The sequence below is a fragment of the Gemmata palustris genome (assembly GCF_017939745.1).
GTDB classification, from domain to species: domain Bacteria; phylum Planctomycetota; class Planctomycetia; order Gemmatales; family Gemmataceae; genus Gemmata; species Gemmata palustris.
The window spans coordinates 845,611-862,985 of the sequence record NZ_JAGKQQ010000002.1; the positions used below are offsets into that span (position 1 = coordinate 845,611).

At 64.2% G+C, this 17,375-nt stretch carries 17 protein-coding genes; 12 read left to right on the forward strand and 5 right to left on the reverse strand.

Annotated features, from left to right (window positions below):
- The first annotated feature begins 56 nt into the window (after positions 1-56).
- Entirely contained in the window at positions 57-668 is a 612-nt protein-coding gene (locus J8F10_RS39655) for a hypothetical protein (RefSeq protein ID WP_246524800.1), read from the forward strand.
- Positions 669-1,081: 413 nt separating this feature from the next.
- On the opposite strand, the gene J8F10_RS37895 is transcribed toward J8F10_RS39655, so the two are convergent.
- Both J8F10_RS37895 and J8F10_RS37900 read right to left on the reverse strand, forming a co-directional pair.
- Positions 1,082-1,561 (reverse strand): hypothetical protein, encoded by a 480-nt coding sequence (locus J8F10_RS37895; protein WP_210663620.1) that lies wholly within the window; start codon positions 1,559-1,561, stop codon positions 1,082-1,084.
- A gap of 328 nt (positions 1,562-1,889) precedes the next feature.
- Complete coding sequence (locus J8F10_RS37900) at positions 1,890-2,429, reverse strand: hypothetical protein (RefSeq protein WP_210663622.1); 540 nt, start codon at positions 2,427-2,429, stop codon at positions 1,890-1,892.
- Positions 2,430-2,992: 563 nt separating this feature from the next.
- On the opposite strand from J8F10_RS37900, the gene J8F10_RS37905 reads away from it, so the two are divergent.
- The 6 genes from J8F10_RS37905 to J8F10_RS37930 all read left to right on the forward strand — a co-directional run bounded on the left by J8F10_RS37905 (position 2,993) and on the right by J8F10_RS37930 (position 9,049).
- On the forward strand, positions 2,993-4,033 hold the full coding sequence (locus tag J8F10_RS37905; RefSeq protein WP_210663624.1) for a DUF1559 domain-containing protein: 1,041 nt from the start codon (positions 2,993-2,995) through the stop codon (positions 4,031-4,033).
- A 22-nt stretch (positions 4,034-4,055) separates the two neighbouring features.
- Positions 4,056-4,535, forward strand: coding sequence for a hypothetical protein (locus J8F10_RS37910; protein WP_210663627.1), 480 nt, complete (start codon positions 4,056-4,058; stop codon positions 4,533-4,535).
- Positions 4,536-4,804: 269 nt separating this feature from the next.
- The gene (locus tag J8F10_RS37915) at positions 4,805-5,542 is read left to right on the forward strand and encodes a nucleotidyltransferase family protein (RefSeq protein WP_210663628.1); all 738 of its coding nucleotides are present in this window, start codon (positions 4,805-4,807) and stop codon (positions 5,540-5,542) included.
- Positions 5,532-6,068: a D-glycero-alpha-D-manno-heptose-1,7-bisphosphate 7-phosphatase gene (locus tag J8F10_RS37920; RefSeq protein ID WP_210663630.1), complete on the forward strand. Its 537-nt coding sequence runs from the start codon at positions 5,532-5,534 to the stop codon at positions 6,066-6,068. Before J8F10_RS37915 ends, J8F10_RS37920 begins: the two co-directional genes overlap by 11 nt.
- Before the next feature lie 182 nt (positions 6,069-6,250).
- Entirely contained in the window at positions 6,251-7,873 is a 1,623-nt protein-coding gene (locus J8F10_RS37925) for a glycosyltransferase (RefSeq protein ID WP_210663633.1), read from the forward strand.
- 30 nt (positions 7,874-7,903) lie between these two features.
- A complete protein-coding gene (locus tag J8F10_RS37930; RefSeq protein WP_210663635.1) occupies positions 7,904-9,049 on the forward strand; it encodes a glycosyltransferase in 1,146 nt (381 codons plus the stop codon).
- 194 nt (positions 9,050-9,243) lie between these two features.
- Here J8F10_RS37930 and J8F10_RS37935 read toward each other — a convergent pair whose 3' ends face one another.
- Positions 9,244-9,723, reverse strand: a complete 480-nt coding sequence (locus J8F10_RS37935) for a hypothetical protein (protein ID WP_210663637.1) — start codon at positions 9,721-9,723, stop codon at positions 9,244-9,246.
- 457 nt (positions 9,724-10,180) lie between these two features.
- Between J8F10_RS37935 and J8F10_RS37940 the strand changes: the two genes are divergently transcribed.
- The 4 genes from J8F10_RS37940 (at position 10,181) to J8F10_RS39660 (ending at position 14,116) form a co-directional block, all read left to right on the forward strand.
- Positions 10,181-11,131, forward strand: a complete 951-nt coding sequence (locus tag J8F10_RS37940) for an ATP-grasp domain-containing protein (RefSeq protein ID WP_210663639.1) — start codon at positions 10,181-10,183, stop codon at positions 11,129-11,131.
- Positions 11,132-11,573: 442 nt separating this feature from the next.
- Positions 11,574-12,602 (forward strand): LLM class flavin-dependent oxidoreductase, encoded by a 1,029-nt coding sequence (locus J8F10_RS37945; RefSeq protein WP_210663641.1) that lies wholly within the window; start codon positions 11,574-11,576, stop codon positions 12,600-12,602.
- Positions 12,603-13,070: 468 nt separating this feature from the next.
- Positions 13,071-13,322, forward strand: coding sequence for a hypothetical protein (locus J8F10_RS37950; protein ID WP_210663777.1), 252 nt, complete (start codon positions 13,071-13,073; stop codon positions 13,320-13,322).
- A gap of 2 nt (positions 13,323-13,324) precedes the next feature.
- Positions 13,325-14,116, forward strand: a complete 792-nt coding sequence (locus tag J8F10_RS39660; protein ID WP_246524803.1) for a hypothetical protein — start codon at positions 13,325-13,327, stop codon at positions 14,114-14,116.
- A gap of 75 nt (positions 14,117-14,191) precedes the next feature.
- On the opposite strand, the gene J8F10_RS37960 is transcribed toward J8F10_RS39660, so the two are convergent.
- Both J8F10_RS37960 and J8F10_RS37965 read right to left on the reverse strand, forming a co-directional pair.
- On the reverse strand, positions 14,192-14,974 hold the full coding sequence (locus J8F10_RS37960) for an alpha/beta hydrolase (protein WP_210663644.1): 783 nt from the start codon (positions 14,972-14,974) through the stop codon (positions 14,192-14,194).
- 106 nt (positions 14,975-15,080) lie between these two features.
- Entirely contained in the window at positions 15,081-16,391 is a 1,311-nt protein-coding gene (locus tag J8F10_RS37965; RefSeq protein ID WP_210663646.1) for a Gfo/Idh/MocA family protein, read from the reverse strand.
- A gap of 189 nt (positions 16,392-16,580) precedes the next feature.
- Here J8F10_RS37965 and J8F10_RS37970 point away from each other — a divergent pair, with 189 nt between their 5' ends.
- Entirely contained in the window at positions 16,581-17,363 is a 783-nt protein-coding gene (locus J8F10_RS37970) for a flagellar hook-basal body protein (RefSeq protein WP_210663649.1), read from the forward strand.
- Positions 17,364-17,375: the final 12 nt, after the last annotated feature.

Genomic DNA, 17,375 nt, shown 5'->3' on the forward strand with positions numbered 1-17,375 from the left:
GCGACGAGAACCGGCACCGGGTATCATGGGGCGAAAGGCGGTTCGGAGGACGAGGGATGTCAGAAAAGGAATGGTTCCGGTCCCGCAATCCAACCCACGTTCTGGATTGTCTGGAAGGGCGAGCAAGTGACCGTAAATTGCGACTGTTCACTTGCGCGTGTTGCCGTCGCATTTGGAACGTAATTCCGAACGAAAACCGTAATATCGTGGAAGTTGCCGAACGGTATGCCGATGGAATCGACAATGAGCAAACACTCAATGATGCCATCACGAAAATGATCGGCGGCAATGAGGCGCACGTTTGTGCGGTGGGAGCGACGACGCACTCCGACAGTCGAAAGGTTGCCTGTAGCGGAGCATGGAATGCCCGTTGTGCCACCGCCTTGCCGAACATTGATGTTGAAAGCCCCTTTCAAATCGCATTACTACACGACATCTTCGGCAATCCCTTCCACCCCGTCTCCCTCGACCCGTCTTGGCTCACTTCTACTGTCGTCGCCCTTGCCGAAGGCATCTACCAAGGGCGTACCTTCGACCGGATGCCGATCCTTGCGGATGCACTTCAAGACGCCGGGTGCGACAACGACGACATCCTGACGCACTGCCGGGACGTCGGGTCGCACGTCCGGGGCTGTTGGGTCGTTGATCTGATCTTGGGAAAGGGGTGAACTTCATGCGGAGCACGTTCGTGATTTCGGCTACGGCGACGTTCTAGTGGGTGCCAGTGGATGTCGGCATGTAAACACGCGGTCCTTCCCACGAGTCAGACTTGTTGTCGATAAATTGAGAAAACGCATTGCCCGGGGTTGTGCCGCCGCTTTGGGCGGGCTTACGGAGTGCGTCGGGGCGCTGCTCGGTGGGTGGTTGTGAGTCGGACCGCTTGAACTCTGCCGAACCAGTTGCGCTGCGGGTTCCTCGACTTTCCCCCTGACAGAGTCCGCACCCGCTCAGCAGGAATGCAACGAGCGCAATTCCCGCCCACTTCGGTTGGTGGCTCATCGCTTTACCCCTGTTCATTTTAGATAGGGCGTGAAAATAACGCAGGGGTACGGAGCGTCAAGAGCGGTTTGTTGAGCCTCGCTCACTCCGGCTGTTTCTTCCGCTCGTGGATGCGTTCGAGCAGGTTGTCCCAGGTCACGGCTGATTTCGGGGCCGGGGTGCGGGTGCTCGTGGAGGGGGATTTCGGCTTTGCGTGCGGGGTGAAGATGCGCTCCTCGCCCATGCGGTCCCACATCATGCGCGCGAAAGGCGTGGGCTCGATCGGTTCGTCCGGCTCCCAGCGCCCGGTCTTGGTGGGGCGGATGAACTTGCCGGCGCGGAGCCGGCGCAGGGTGCGGTGCGCTTCGCCTTCACGGGTAAACTGCGGGAACACGGCCCGCACCGTAAGCGCCACGCCCGTGTGGTTCATGATGACGCGCAGCACGTCCCGCTCCTCCGCCCGGAGTTGCTTCGCGAGGGCGCGCATCTCGCTCAAGAGCCACCCGAAGTTGGCCTTGAGATCCCGAGCGGTGCAGCGAATCATCACGCTATCGACATCAATGTCCACTTGCGACGCTTTCATCCGGTTCTCCGTGCCGGTGCCCGCTCGTGCTAATGCGCCGGGCGGGGACGAATACGAATTCGAGTGATGGGCGTGTGGCGATGGGCGTTGAGTGTGCCACACACCTTAGTTGAGGATTTGACGTGAAGCAAATACGTGCGCGGTGTGAACGCGCGGATTGAGGGCTCGCATGTGGTCGCGCATGAATTCGACACCGGCTTCGTGCCGGAGTGGAGGCGCGCTTTGGTGAACCCCGCCCGCAAGGGCGGTGGGTTGCTGCCCAATGCGGTGAGACCGTTACCCACCGCCCTTGCGGGCGGGGTTCACCAAAGCGCGCAACGCGACGAAATCACCCCTGGGTGTCTTCGTCGTTCAGGAAGTCCAGCACATCGCCTTCGTCCCACTTCGCGCCGGAGCGCGTGCCCCTTGCCTTCGCGGGCGCCGGGAGCGCGACTTCGACCGGTTCGTCCGCTCCGGGCAGCGCGAGATCGATGTCGTCCTCCTCCAATTCGGGCGGGTCGCCGAACACGCCGGCCTCACCGAGCCGGTCCCACACGATCCGCGCGAACGGGCGGATCTCGATGTGCTCGCCGGTGTCCCAGCAGTCCCGGCCCGCGGGTCGGATGAATTGTGCGGTACGCAATTTACGGAGCGTGGTGTGCGCGTCGGAACCGCGGGCGAAATCCGGGAACACCTCGCCCGCCGTTAGCGCCCCGCTCTCGTGCGACATAATTTGCCGGAGCGCGTCGCGTTCGTCCGGGCGAATGAACGGGGCCGCGGACCGCATCTCGCGGAGCAGGCCCGCGAACACGGTGGCGACCTCGTCGGTCGTGCAGCTCATCGTGACCGCGCCCAGGTCGAGGTCGATTTCGGATTGGGTCAGATTCATCCGGTCCTCCCAGTGTCGCTGGACCCACGGAACACGCGCCGAACGCGGCCGCGCTCGCGGGTAGTGATTGGAATGGCGACGGGGCGAATACGAGCGAAGGCGATAGATGTGGGCCGAGGCGATGGGCAACGTAACGATGGGCGAGTCAGTGTCAGTCTAACCGAAGGGGTGGGCCGACGCAAGTAGTTCCCCGAACCGAAATTGCACGCGGAGATCGAACCTGAGTTGCGGGGCGCGATCGAGGCACGTTCGGGCCGTCATTACCCGAGCAGCTACGAAGCTACGCCCCGTGTGCAACGCAATCCGTTCTCAATACCCCAAGTTAACGGCGCGCGTAACCCGGCAGTTGGCCCCACCAACCACCAAGTCGCCATGTGAAGAAGTCGTGAAGAATTTGTGTTGCATTTGGGGCACTCATTCGCTAACTTTGGTCCATGTGTGACTGAACCTGTCGGCCCGCAATGTCGACCGGTTCGTTCGCGCAACACATCTCCCACAAATTCGGTCACAACCAGTCGCCCGTCTCAAACGGTCGGCAGCGCCCTCACTTTGCAAGGCCCAACATGCGTCGCAAAGGCTTCACCCTCATCGAATTGCTGGTGGTAATCGCCATCATCGCGATTCTCATCGGTCTCTTACTCCCCGCCGTACAAAAGGTGCGCGAGGCGGCCGCCCGAATCAAGTGCGCCAACAACCTGAAGCAACTCGGACTCGCACTGCACTCGCACCACGATTCCTACAACGCGCTACCGAAGGTCGATGGCTTCAACATGGGCTGGGGGCACTTGCCGCGCTTGCTGCCCTACATCGAACAAGACAATTTGTATCGTCAGATCCGGTTCGATGTGAACGTTACGTGCGAGGCAATGGCCGTTATCCGTCAGGCCAAAATCCCCGTTCTGCTCTGCCCCAGTGACCCGCGGTCGGGGGCCATGAGTGACAACCGCACGATGCCCGTTGCGGGCTGTCCGCAGTTGGGCACGTCGGGGGCGCCGGACGGGACCGGGAGCTTCTTCCGCGGCTGGCACAGCAATTACGTCGGCAGTTACGGCGACGGCTTCAACAACATCGCTTCGCCCGCGGTCGATCCTTACGGCGGGGACGGGGCACGAGTTGCCTACGGGTGCGGCGGGTGCGGGAGCAACAACACGGTGAGCGCGACCACCGCGTGCCCGCAACCGGGCCAGGGCTACGGGGGCGGGACCAACCACCGCGGGCTCTTCGACTACACCGGCACCACACCCCCGATCAATTTCTCCTCCATCACCGACGGACTGAGCAACACCATCGCCTTCGGGCACACCGATTGGTCCACCTCGTCGAACAGTTCCATCTGGATGAGCAGCACCGGTTCGGTTCACGGCACGAGCATCCCGCCGAACTGGAAGCTCCGCGTCTGCCAATCAACTGCCGGCATGTCGGTCGATGCGTGCGGCGGGGTCACGTCGAGCTGGATGGGGCGCGGGTTCGCGAGCCGGCACACGGGCGGGATCATGGTGACTCTCGCGGACGGCTCGGTCCGCTTCGTCCCGGAAGCCATTAACCAGTTCACTTACAACGCTCTGGGCAGTCGAGCCGGGGGCGAGGTCGTCGGGGACTACTGACCCCCAATTTAAGGAACCCTCAATGAGTTTCGGTTCTCTGCGCGCGAGCGCGCCGGTTGCCGGCGCCGCTCTGGCAGTCGCACTATTGATCGGCTGTGGCTCCCAGAACGGTGTGCCGGTCGCGAAGGCCCGCGGGACGATCACGTACAAGGGGAAACCGGTCGCGAAAGCCGCCGTGTCCTTCATTCCCGAAACGCCGGGCACGATCCCGGCGCTGGCAACGACCGACGAGAACGGCGTCTACGCGCTGTCCACTTACGGGAACGGTGACGGCGCGCCGGTCGGCCGGTGCCGCGTGGCGATCTCACTGACCGGCCCGTCCCCGCCGCTCCCGGAGCATCTGGCCAAAGCCGAGGCCGCCGCGGAAACGCTGCGGATGCCGGGCAAGCCGCTGATCCCGAAAAAATACTTCTCGCCCGAGACGTCGCGCCTCACGGCCGAAGTCCTTGCCAAAACCGACAACGTGTTCGATTTCACGTTGGAAGGTGACCTGACGCCGTAACAAGGGGGGCGCGCCGCACTTGCGGCGCGCCCCCCTTGTCTGATGCTGACCGCACCACATCTTTCAATTCACCAACAACGACCATTCGCTTTTCGTCGCTCGCTGCGAGCGGTCTCGCACCCACTTCGCGTTGACAGGCTCGTTCGCGGCGCTGTACCACTTGTGGTCATTACACGGGCGCGCTCTGAAAGATCCCCATACCGCTCCGGCTAAGTTCATTGGGAGTGGCGCGACCCCTCAAGTATTCACAAGACAGCGCAGGAGCTGGTGTGCCTCTCGATCTTCCGGTTGTCGTACTTTGCGGCGGACTCGGGACGCGGCTGCGGTCCGCGGTCAGTAACCGCCCGAAAGCACTCGCCCCCGTCGGCAACGAACCGTTCCTCGCGGTGCAACTCGAGCTCCTCCGTCAGCGCGGGGCGCGGCGATTCGTGCTGTGCGTCGGGCACATGGCGGACCAGATCGAGGCAGAATTCGGCGACGGCTCGCGCCTCGGCGTTCGCATCGACTACTCCCACGACGGCGAGAAACTGCTCGGCACCGGCGGCGCCCTGAAGCGCGCGGAGCGGTTCTTCGCGCCCGCGGCCGTTGTGGTGAACGGCGACACGTACATTGATGTCGACCTGCGCCAGCTCGCTCACACGCACGCATCCGCACACACTCGTTGGCAGAACACAGCAGCGACGCTCACACTGGCACGTATGCCGGACGCCAGCCGCTACGGGAGCATCGACACGGACGGTAGCTGCGTGAAAGCGTTCCGCGAGAAAGAAACCGGCGCCGCGCAAAGCGGGTGGGTGAACGCGGGCGTATACGTCATCGAACGCGACCTCCTCGCGCGCGTCCCCGCCGGCGAAGTTGTATCGCTGGAACGCGACGTGTTCCCGGCCGCGCTCCGCGACGGTTTAACGCTCGCGGCGTTCTCACAGGAAGAAGGGTTCCACGACATCGGCACGCCGGATGACTTCCGCGGGTTCGTGGCGAAGCGGGAAGCGATCCATGCCACGTGAAGCCGTGTTCCTCGACCGTGACGGCACGCTAATCGAAGAGGCCCACCACCTCTCGTCGCCGGACCAGGTGCGACTCATCCCGGGCGCGGCCGAAGCCGTTCGGCGACTGAACGATGCAGGTGTGTTGGTCATCGTCATCACGAACCAGTCCGGCGTCGCGCGCGGGTACTTCCCGGAGAGCCGGCTGAGCGCCGTTCACGACCGCGTATCGGAACTCCTGGCGGCACACGGCGCGAAGGTCGACGCCTATTACTACTGCCCCCACCACCCCACCGAGGGAGTAGGCGCGTACCGCGTAACCTGCGAGTGTCGCAAACCGAAACCGGGAATGCTCCTCACCGCCGCACGCGACTTCGACATCGATCTCGCGCGCTCGTGGATGGTCGGCGACAAGGTCTGCGATTCGGGCGCTGGCGACGCCGCCGGGTGCCGATCGGTCCTGGTGCGCACGGGCCACGGGCGCGACTTACCGAACGCGGTCGCGGACCTCACTGCCGCAATCGAGTTGTGGGCGGCTTCGAGATAGTCGGGGCGGCTTCGGGCCAAACGAGCCGCGACCGCAAGGGAGCGGGGCAACGACCTCCTGTATTGGGTAGAACCGCTAGGAATTCCAGGCGCCTCCCGCTCCCTTGCAGTCGCGGCTCGTTTGGCCACTGTGACAATCACAAGCCCCTACCGTCGCGCCCACCACCGACACGAGGACACGGCATGGCGGCCAAGTTCCTGATCGTGAACAACGGAATGACCGAAGCGCGCGGGCACTTCGTGGAAACGGGAGTCGCGATCGCTCGGGCCGCCCGGCGCCGCGGGTTCGATGTGCTGATGGGCGTTCACGCGCGCTGCATCGGGCGCGGGCTCCCGGCCGATTTGCCGACGGTCCCGCTGTTCCGCGTCGATCACTGGGGCCACATCGTTGATGAGGTTCAGCCGTCGGCGATCCCTCTTCGTGGTGAACTCGGACCGCTCTGCGATACCCCGATCGAAGCCGTGCTCGATGGCCACGCGACACTGCGCGAATTGCTCGATGCGCGACTCGCTCCTCCACCCCAACCGAAACGCAAACTGAAGGCGAAACTCGCTCACTTCGCGAAGCGCACGCTTCCGCCAGTCGTGAGCGGGCTGTTCCGGGCGCTGGTTCCGCCGGTCGCGTTCGATCACGTTCGCGCCACCGCGCGCAAGCGCCGCGGACTTCCGCCCGTACCAACCTTTGGGAATGACACCGGTCATTTCGACCCGCTCCCAACTGATGCCGAAGGGCTGCTCCGGCGAGCGCTCGGCCGCATTCCACCCGAGCACAACGAGTTCGTTCACTACCAGATGTTTGCCGCCGACCTCGAGCGGTTCCTCACGCTCTGCGGGGCCGGGCCGAACGATCACGTCTACTTCCCGACCGCCTACGGGCGCGACGCCCTCGCCGTACTCGCGCTCGTGCAGCGCGTGGGCGCGGAACGCCTGCCCACGTTCCACCTCGAATACCGACACACGATGCTCTCGCCCGCGGAACTGGAGCGCGAGACGTGCCCCGTTGAGGCGTTCCACACGCGCACGCACCGCGCGTACTTCGATGCGTGCCGCGCGTACCCCGAGACTGACAACGTGCGGTTCTACACGGACACCGCCGAACTCGCGGCCGATTACGCCGAACTCGCGGGGTTCCCGTTCGGAGTGCTTCCATACGCATTTCGTGCGGACCTGATCCCGCACTCCCCACCGCGGAACACAACGGGTCCGCTCCGCGTACTGTTCCTCGGTGACTTGCGGAAGGAAAAAGGCTTCACGAAGCTGCCGCCGCTCGTGCGCGCGATGGGCACGGGCGAGAAGAGTCGCGTGCAGTTCGTCGTGCCCGGCGCGATCCACCCCGAAGAGCGCGAACCCGCGATGCTCAGCGCACTCGCGGAGTTGGAATCCTACCCGGAGTCGGTCGTGGAGCGCCCGTACCGCGACGGTTTCGTGCCCGCGGACGACTACTACCGGCTGCTCAGTTCGGCCGACGTCGTGTTGTGCTTTTACGACCCCAAAGCGTACCGCTCGCGCAGTTCCGGCATCTTCGCCGAGGCGGTCGCGGCCGGGAAACCGACCATCGTTTCGGCCGACACGTGGATGGCGTCCGAACAGCGGGCCGGTAGCGGCGAAGTCGTGCGCGACGAGCGCGAACTGCTCAGCGCGTTGCGAGACGTTGTCGCCGATTACCCGAGTTACCGCGCGGCTGCGGCGGAAGCGCGCACCCGCTGGTTGAGCCATCATTCGCCAGAAAACTTGCTCGCGCAATTGATTGGCACGAAGCCAACAAGCGTCGCGACCTCGAAAGTCGGCGCGCGAGCCACAGTCTGACCACGAGTGACTGCCACGGAGGGCGCCCGAGTGCGTGTACTGCTCTACCACCCCTGGGGACGGTTCGATCCTGCGTGCGGCGCGAGCCACGCTGCGCTCGCGCACCGCGACTACTTCCGCGCCCACGACTGGGACGTTCACTGCGTCATGCAGCAGATCCCTGCGTGGGGCGTCACGGCACCCGAAGGCGAGAGCACGATCGCGCTCAACTGCGCACCCAACTCCGCGCAAGACCCGGGAACCGAATTCAATCAATTGCTCTACGCGAGCGAACGGGCCGCAAACGATCGTGCCTTCCGCACGCTCGCGAGCGAACCGTGGGACGTGTTCTTCACCACGGACGTGTGCGCCACGCCGTTCGCTTACGCGCTCCCGCACACCACGCAAAAGATTCTCGCGGTCGGCGACAGTTACGCGCGTCGGGCGGCGACTTCGGAGCTTGTGCCGCACGCGGTGCGCGAAGCCGAATACAAGTTCACGTTCGGCCGCGTGGAAGCGGAACTGTACCGCCTGTTCGATCACATCCTGTTCTCTACCGAGGCCGATGCGAACGCGGCGCGCAAGCACAGCGTGAAGTCTGCGTGCCACATTCCCCTCTGGGTGCGCGCCACGAATGTGGCACCCCCGCAAGCGTGCGAAGAACACGACATCACCATTTGCGGCAGCGAGCACAGCGGCGACCTCGCGGACCTCGAATGGTTCTACCGGCACGTGTACCTGCCGCACCTCCGGGCGTGTGGCATCAGGCTCACGATTGCAGGCTCGGTCGCGGACCGGTTCCCGGTGGCCGACCTCCGCATTACCAAGCTCCCTTCAACGGTCGGCGTGTACGAAGCGTCGCGCGTGATCGTTGCCCCTGCCCACTCTGCTGCGGGACCATACGTTCCCGTGATGGATGCGATGGCCGCCGGTCGCGCGGTCGTCACCACGCCGCTCGGCCTTCGTGCCCTCAACGCGCCCGGCGACGCGGTCATTTCGATCGACATGCGAACCGACTCGAGCGGCACGGCTGCCGTGATTCGCGAACTGCTCGCGGCTCCCGGTTGGCGGAAGGCGCTGGGCACGCGGGCGGCACAAATCCCCGCGACCCACTCGCGCGAGCGGTTCTTCGCTGCGCTCGATGCCGTGTGGGAGCTACACACTTTCACGCAGCGCCCGTTCGCGAATGCCGCGTGACTAACATTCGCTAACATCTGCCAACCGTTTTCGCCCGCGCCACGGGGTATGGCTCCCGCTGAATCCCTGTAATTTCCAGCTAAACAACGCGCCCGGCTAACATTTGCTAACATTTTCGGAGTCCGACCTACTCGTTGACCTTACTGCGTCCAGCCCGAGTAATGATCCTTGCTGAATGCGGCGGGCACAGTCGCTCATGAATCACCAAGCCGACTGTAGTCCATCGCTTCATCAAACGACCACGGACGATCCAGTCGCTCCTCTCGCGGTGTGCCGTCCCTGTCTTCGATGACCGTATTGAGATGCACTACCCATCCCCCGCCTGCAGTCCGGCAGGTTCGCAGGATGTGGCATCGGCCGTCACCGATCTGGGTGGAGTGGATCATCTCCTCATACCCATCCGGGTCGCTTCGGTGGGTCATCCAAGATTGCCCGCCGTCCATGTACTGCGTGCGGATCGTCGTGTCGTCCGCGGTCCCCGACCGCCGCTCCAGCGTCCACTTCAGCCGGCTCGGAGGTACATTGAGGTACTGCCACGTGTGGTTGTACTTGGGCACGCCGTCTGCCTCGTGGCTCTCCCCCGGTTCCAGCGGATCGAAGTACTCTTCGGCGGGAAAGAATTGGGTGACCGGGGCAGCCCCGTCCCAGGTCTGGTAGACGAGTTGGATTCGCACGACACACTCCCGTCGGGACTGCTCGAACCGACAAGTAAACAAGTATGTTCCGCCTAGCACAACTCTTCCTCCCGCGTGTGCGATGGCTCCTAGCACAACGGGTTATCACTTCTCCATCAGGAGGAGCCTCCCACCGGCCGTGCGCCAATCTCTTGAAACTGCGAGGCAGCGAGCAGGTGGAGTCTTTCTTGGGCACATGATCGGCACAAGCCGACCGGTGAAACCTCCACCGCACTGGCGCGGCCCCCGTTCTGAACCGCTACCCGCACGGTGCAGGTGTTGCCCCACCAGCCGACTCGCGCCGACCATGTGCCCAAGAACCGATTGTCTACATTTTACCCATCAAATTCAGTGCCTGCAAGAACACAAGTGTCTTTTTATCCACATGCCCATTTCTAGCCGCGTGACGCGCGCGACCGTCGCGGCTACAATCGTTGGCATCCCCCGAGGGTCCGACATGCGGAAGCCGTTCGCCATTTATCACGAGCACCCCGACTGGTTCCGCCCGCTGTTCGCGGAACTGGAGCGCCGGGACATCCCGTTCGTTCGCCTCGATCCGCGGGCGCACGTCTACGACTCGGGCGAGCACTCGTCGCCCTACGCGCTCGTATTCAACCGCATGAGCCCGTCCGCCTACTTGCGCGGCGGGGTACAGGGGATGTTCTTCACGGTCGGGTTCATGGCCCACCTGGAGCGCCTCGGCGTGCCGGTCGTGAACGGGTTGAACGGTTTCTCCACCGAGATTTCCAAGGCCCGGCAGCTCACATTGCTCGAATCGCTCGGGCTGCCGTACCCGCGGTCGCGCGTGATTAATCACTCGTCGAAGGCGGTGGAGGCAAGCGAGGGCTTGCGCTTCCCCGTAGTGGTGAAGGCCAACATCGGCGGGAGCGGCGCGGGGATCGTGAAGTTCGCGTCGCGCGACGTTCTCGTGGCGGCAGTCGAAGCGAACCAGCTCGATTTCGGGGTCGATCACACCGCGCTCGTGCAAGAGTTCGTCCCGGCACGCGGCGGGCACATCACCCGCGTCGAAACGCTCGGCGGAAAATTCCTCTACGCGATCAAGGTTTACACTACCGGCGAATCGTTCAACCTGTGCCCCGCGGACATCTGCCAGCGCGCGGACGGCGTCGAACTGGTCCGCGCCGCGTGCCCCATTGACGCGCCGAAAACCGGGCTGAAGGTGGAGGGCTACACGCCCCCGCCCGAGGTGATCGCAGCGTGCGAGAAGATCATGCAGACGGCGGGAATTGATGTCGGCGGGATCGAGTACATGGTTGACGATCGAGACGGCAAAATCGTCTATTACGATGTCAACGCGCTCTCCAACTTCGTGGCCGATGCGGTGAACGTGGTCGGGTTCGATCCGTTCGCCCGGCTCGTCGATTATCTGGTGGCGCGGGCGAAATAGCCCACCCGCTCGTGCGTGCGGAGATGAGCGCCTCTTGGCGAACGGCCGGTGTAAGCCGGCCGGTGAGAGGCCCGAAGCCCATTCGGTGAACCCCGCCCGCAAGGGCGGTGGGTGACATCGCACAAGAGGTTATCCCGCCCGCAAGGATAACAGGTGGACCGCGGGTAGTTGTTGGTGAACCCCGCCCGCAAGGGCGGTGGGTGGACGTACAAGGCGCGAGCATCACGCCTTGTGGGATCGAACGACCCGCCGCCCTTGCGGGCGGGGTTCACCGCGCCCCAACACACGCAACAACCAGCCACCAGCCGGCTTACACCGGCCGTTCGCCAAGAGACTCCAGGCGAACCGCGAGTGTTAACGAGCGGGTGGTGAAACGCAACTGTAGACACCGGCCCTGAACTGATCCGCTTGGTGGGCCGTGCCCACCTCACAAGAGGCACACATGCGCTACGGTTACTGGATGCCCGTGTTCGGTGGGTGGCTGCGCAACGTCGACGACGAGAACATGGCGCCCACGTGGGAGTACAGCAAACGGCTCGCGATCCGCAGCGAGCAGATCGGGTTCGACCTCTCGCTCGTCGCGGAACTGAACCTCAACGACATCAAGGGCGAAGAGGCCCCGTCCCTCGATGCGTGGAGCACGGCCGCGGCGCTCACCGCGGTCACGTCCAAGCTGGAACTGATGGTCGCGGTGCGCCCCACGTTCCACAGCCCCGCGCTCCTGGCGAAACAGGCCGCGAACATCGATCATATCGGCGGGGGCGGGCGCCTGTCGCTGAACGTCGTTTCGAGCTGGTGGAAGGACGAGGCCACCAAGTACGGCGTCCACTTCGAGCAGCACGACGACCGCTACGCCAGGACCGCCGAATGGCTCTCCGTGCTCGATGGCGTGTGGAAGCAGGACCACTTCAGCTTCGAGGGGAAGTATTACCGCGTGCAGGACAACGTGCTCCAGCCGAAGCCCGCGAGCAAGCCGCGCCCGGTGATTTACGCTGGAGGTGAATCGGAAACCGCGAAGAACCTGATCGCAAAAACCTGCGACGCCTACGTGATGCACGGCGACCCGCCCGAGCGCATCGCCGAGAAGATCGCGGACATGCGCCGGCGCCGCGAGGGTTTCGGCCTGGGGCCGATGATTTATGGCGTGGCCGGCTACAGCATCGTGCGGGGCACCGAGGCCGAAGCGAAGAACGAGCTGAGCCGCATCACGGACGTGAAACAATCGGCCGCGGGGTACCACAACTACCAGCAGTGGCTCGCGGGCACGCAGCTCGAACAGCGCGTGTCGCTCGAAGACTACTCCGTCTCCAACCGCGGCCTCCGGAGCGGACTTATCGGCACCCCGCAGCAAGTCCTCGACCGCGTGAAGGCGTTCGAGGCTGCGGGCGTGAACCTACTGCTCTTGCAATGCAGCCCGCAATTGGAGGAAATGGAGCGGTTCGCGGAGGAAGTGATCCGGCCGAGCCGGTGAGTGGAGGAGGAAATGCCCGACTTGTATCGTTTGCAAGTTCTATCAATTCACGACAAGTATTTAACATGCCGTGTTACGGAACTTTACGACGAAGCCGGTCTTTGCCCTTCCCTCGCGTTAGTTCTCCATTTCCTCTGGGACACGGTCGATGGGAGGACATCGGTTCGCTGCCCTACGGACGAAACAGACATCCTGACGGAATTGGCCCCAGACTTCGCCCAGAGTTCTCCGCTCGGCCAGGCTCTTGCAGGTCGCTACGCTTACGAAGACGGAGAATGGAACTGGAGAAACGTCGGACGGTTTATCTCTTGTGTGGGAATCACCGATCTCCGTGTCGTGAATACGGTCGATTATTATGATCGCAGCGAGCCCGGATGGCACCGCACTCCGGTGGAGAGCAGAGCGTCCCAAGCAACATTCCACATCGGCGTCACCGACTCGCAATGGCTCGAACACCTAGCTCCCGGCATGGAATGGGAGAGTAGAGGATACCCGGAAGACACATACATCCCGCTGTTCGCGGACTGGCTCACACCAGATGTGATGCTCCTCGCAAAGAGTCTTGATGAGACCGGAGATTTTAGCGGGCTACCGATCCTCGCGGACGCCCTCCAAGAAGCGGGGTGTAACAGCGACGAACTCCTCAGTCACCTGCGCGACCCGAACGCGACGCACGTGCGCGGGTGCTGGGCGCTCGACTTGATACTCGGTAAGGAGTGATCGTGGCCGCGCGAAAGACGATGACTGGAGCGGAGTGGGTTCGCGGAACTGATCCCAAACAGTTGCTCGCGGCGCTCGGTCGCCGAACCAGGAACCGCAAGCGCCGACTGTTCGCGTGCGCGTGCTGTCGGCGGCACTGGCACTGGGTAGAAGGCACTCCCGCAGTAACCGCCATCGAGGTCGCGGAAGCCTACGCCGACGGGCTGACGAGCGGCAAGAAACTGGAAGCCGCCCGCAAGGAAGCGGAAACGACCGCAACACACTTCTACAACGAGTACCGCCGGCGCAACGGCGTGCCGCCGTACATCGCCCACATGCACGCGAGTGCGTGTGCCGCCGCGGCAACGCCGCCGAACGCTCGTTCCGGGTACGACTCGTTCGCCGCCAGCACTGCCAACTACGCGGCCCAGACCTATGCCCACGAGATGATTGACGACGTTCAACCCACCGACGATGTCTGGCGCGCCCACAAAGCAGACGAAGCAGCGGCCCAGGCCGCTCTCGTGCGCGAAATCTTCGGCAACCCGTTCTGCCCGGTCGCGTTCAACCCCGCGTGGCGCTCGTCGGACGTAATGATTCTGGCCAACGGCGTTTACACCGACCGCGCGTTCGACCGGATGCCGATCCTCGCGGACGCCCTCCAGGACGCGGGGTGCAACAACGATGATCTGCTGGGTCACCTGCGCGACCCGGCCCTCGTGCCCCGGGAGCACACCGACAGCACATCCGACCCACCTCCAGTTTCACACGTCCTCGGGTGCTGGGCGCTCGACTTGGTTCTCGGGAAGGAATGAACTGGGCGGCCGCGCCCGAAGGAACGGGTGCGGCCGCCCAGTTCAATCTCTGAGTCGCGTACTTTCACGTTCTCGTTACTTGCCCGGCGCTGCCGCGTTCTTTTCCAGCCATTCGATCCCGGCCCGGATGTCGTCGTACAGTGGCCCGCGCCACCCGTGCCCGCCCTCGTAGTCGACGAGCTTCACCTTGGCTCCGGCCTTCGTCAAATCCTTTTCGGCTTGCTCGGCCATGCGATACGGGCACACGCGGTCGTCGGGGGAGTGGTACAGGTAGAACGGCTTCCCCTTCGCCGCCTTCAGGTCCGGCAACTGGTCCGGCTTGAACACCGACATCGCGACCAAAGAACCCGTCACTTTGGAATTGGTCAGGGCGACCGAGTACGCGGCCGGCCCGCTCGACGACCACGACAGCGTGAGCACTTTTTGCGGGTCGATTTTGTGCCGCGCCGCGACGTCCTCGATCACCGCCGCGACGAACTCCTCGGTCGTGAACTTTGCGCCCTCAACGTCCTTCTTGTTCCCCTCCGTGGGCCAGACGATCTCTTGCTTGTCGGTCCACTTCACGGCAACGGGTTGGGCGGCCAAATAGCCCTCGGGAACAGCGTTCTTGTAGATGCGCTTGACGAACGGGTGGAAGTCCGCGGACCCGGGGCCGCCGGGCAGGATCACGACGAGCCCGTACCCGTTCTTCGGGGCCTTCGCGTCCTTCGGCGGGCCGATGAGGAAGTACCTCTTTTTCTCGTCCTTACCGGCTTTCAGGTCTTGCGACGAGACGTCCTTGATGTCGTCATCCCCCCTCGCCGGGGCCGATGGGAGGACGACCAGCGCACCGGCCACGAGTAGCGTAAAGCGGATCATTTTTACCCCCGCGTTCAGGGACCGTAACGCGCACAGTTTACCGACGGATTCGGGGCGCCGCAAAGAAGATCGAACCGGCGCCATTTCGGAGGACATTTTGTTCCACTTACACGCCCTTCGGTACGGCCCAGTGGTTGGGGCGGTACGCGCGCCGGAGGAGCGCGTTCGCGTCCGGGCTGTTGGTGACGACTTCCTTCACCGGATCGAGTTCGACCGTTTTGCGGAGCCGCGTGCTGATGTTCGCGAGGTGGCAGATGCCCGCGGAGATGTGACCGACCGCGGCCGGGGCCGTGAGCTTCTCGCCCTTCAAGCAGGCGTCGATGAAGTTCTGGTGGTGGGCCGACAAATCGGCGCGGCCCTTCATCTCTTCGAGCGGCTTGTTCCGCTCGCCGAACAGTTTCCAGCCGACCCCGTGGCCGATAATCAGCAGGCCCTTCGTGCCGTAGAACGCGCAGCCGTTTTCGTAGTCTTCTTGCACGTATGGCGACCAGATGCGCTGCTCGAAGATGAACTGGCGCGGCTTCTTCCCGCCGTTCCCGGCGTCGTACTCGCACACGACGTACTGCGTGTCGGGCCACTCCTGATCGTCGTCGAAGAAGAACTTGCCGCCGAGCGCCGCGACGCGGTTCGGGAGCGCATCGAACTTCATGCCCCACACGCCCACATCAATGTCGTGGACGCCGTCGTTCCCGATGTCGCCGGCCCCGTAGTCCCGGAAGAACCGCCAGGAACTGTGAACGCGGTTGGCGTAAAACGGCGCTTCCGGCACCGGCCCCTGCCACGCCTCGTAGTCGAGGTGCTTGGGCGGTTCGCTCGGTTTCACCTTGCCGAGGGTGCGCCGCAACTGGCTGTTCCACGCCTTCGCGACCAGAACCTCGCCGATCGCGCCGTCGCGGAGGCGCTTCACCGCTTCGGCGCAGGTCGGGGTGCTGCGCGACTGCGTCCCCACTTGGATGTGGACCTTGTTGCGCTGCGCCGCGTCGACGAGGAGCCGGCCCTCGCGGACGTTGTGCGAGCACGGTTTCTCGACGTACACGTGCTTGCCCGCGTCGGCGGCGAGGACCGCACCGGGCGCGTGCCAGTGGTCCGGCGTCGCCATCCAGACCGCGCCCACGGCTTTATCCGCGAGGACCACGCGCATGTCCCTCTCGGCCTTCACCGCGTGGCCCGCGCTGGTGGCGATCTTGGCCGCGGCCCTCAACCGGGTGTCGTCCACGTCACACACGTAGGCGATGTTTAACTGCTTGTGCTTCGCGAGCAGGGTGAGGTGGTTCGTGCCCATCCCGCCGCAGCCGATGAGCGCGACAGTGAGTTTGTCGGGACCGGGCAGCGCCGCGGAGAACGCCGCGCCGTTAGCGCACGTTAGCGCGGCGGCTCCAGAAGCGGAGGATTTGAGGAACGTGCGGCGGGAGTTCATGGCGGGACTCCGAGAGAGAGGGTAAGATCCAAGTGGCGGGTTCTAGCAGTCGCGGCAGTTGCGCCGGTCGCCGGCCCGCGCTCGTCCGAGTTCGCGGGATCAAGGCGCGAACGGGTTTCACTGTGGGCCTGGTGGAACCGAAACTGTCAGAAACGGGCGCCGCGGACCCACAACACACGAAGCGATACCATGCTCTACAGCGCCATATCGTCCAGCAGCACCGGAATTCAGGCCGCGTCCAGTTTCCTCGACGTGACCAGTAACAACGTCGCGAACTCGAGCACGCCCGGGTACAAGACGGCACAGATCACGTTCCAGGATCTCCTGTACACGGGTGCTCCGGCCGGGGCCACGACACAGGGAGTCACACCGCCCGGGGGCATCCAGATCGGGAACGGCGTCGTCGTCGACTCGATCACCGGGCGGTTCACCCAGGGCGGGTTGGAGCAATCCACGGGGCGCTTCGACCTCGCGATCACGGGCGAGGGGTTCTTCTCCGTGACGCTCCCGAACGGGACGACCGCCTACACGCGGGCGGGCGACTTCAACATCGACAACGCCGGCAAGCTGGTCACCCCGGAGGGGTACCTGTTGGCGGGCGGCATCTTGATCCCCCCGCAGACCAGTTCCATCTCCGTGGCGTCCGACGGCACCGTGACCGCGCTCGACTCGAACGGCGGCGCTCAGGTCGTCGGCCAGCTCACGCTCACGCGGTTCGTGAACCCGGGCGGGCTGTCGCGGTTCGGCGACAACGTGTTCACCGCGACCCCGGCGTCCGGGACCGGGGTGACCGACGCGCCGAACGCGAACGGACTGGGCACGGTGAGCACGGGGTCGCTGGAACTGTCGAACGTGGACGTCACGTCCGAACTGGTCAACCTGGTCATCGCGCAGCAAGCGTTCCAGTTCAACACGCAATCGCTCCAGATCGAGAACCAGGTGCTCCAGGCCACCACGGACCTCATCCGGTAGTGACGCGCGTCA

Excerpts from the sequence above, each read along its gene's own strand:
- J8F10_RS39655 (WP_246524800.1), top strand. The coding sequence starts at position 57 with ATGTCAGAAAAGGAATGGTTCCGGTCCCGCAATCCAACCCACGTTCTG.
- J8F10_RS37895 (WP_210663620.1), bottom strand. The coding sequence starts at position 1,561 with ATGAAAGCGTCGCAAGTGGACATTGATGTCGATAGCGTGATGATTCGC.
- J8F10_RS37900 (WP_210663622.1), bottom strand. The coding sequence starts at position 2,429 with ATGAATCTGACCCAATCCGAAATCGACCTCGACCTGGGCGCGGTCACG.
- J8F10_RS37905 (WP_210663624.1), top strand. The coding sequence starts at position 2,993 with ATGCGTCGCAAAGGCTTCACCCTCATCGAATTGCTGGTGGTAATCGCC.
- J8F10_RS37910 (WP_210663627.1), top strand. The coding sequence starts at position 4,056 with ATGAGTTTCGGTTCTCTGCGCGCGAGCGCGCCGGTTGCCGGCGCCGCT.
- J8F10_RS37920 (WP_210663630.1), top strand. The coding sequence starts at position 5,532 with ATGCCACGTGAAGCCGTGTTCCTCGACCGTGACGGCACGCTAATCGAA.
- J8F10_RS37925 (WP_210663633.1), top strand. The coding sequence starts at position 6,251 with ATGGCGGCCAAGTTCCTGATCGTGAACAACGGAATGACCGAAGCGCGC.
- J8F10_RS37940 (WP_210663639.1), top strand. The coding sequence starts at position 10,181 with ATGCGGAAGCCGTTCGCCATTTATCACGAGCACCCCGACTGGTTCCGC.
- J8F10_RS37945 (WP_210663641.1), top strand. The coding sequence starts at position 11,574 with ATGCGCTACGGTTACTGGATGCCCGTGTTCGGTGGGTGGCTGCGCAAC.
- J8F10_RS37950 (WP_210663777.1), top strand. The coding sequence starts at position 13,071 with ATGGAATGGGAGAGTAGAGGATACCCGGAAGACACATACATCCCGCTG.
- J8F10_RS37960 (WP_210663644.1), bottom strand. The coding sequence starts at position 14,974 with ATGATCCGCTTTACGCTACTCGTGGCCGGTGCGCTGGTCGTCCTCCCA.
- J8F10_RS37965 (WP_210663646.1), bottom strand. The coding sequence starts at position 16,391 with ATGAACTCCCGCCGCACGTTCCTCAAATCCTCCGCTTCTGGAGCCGCC.
- J8F10_RS37970 (WP_210663649.1), top strand. The coding sequence starts at position 16,581 with ATGCTCTACAGCGCCATATCGTCCAGCAGCACCGGAATTCAGGCCGCG.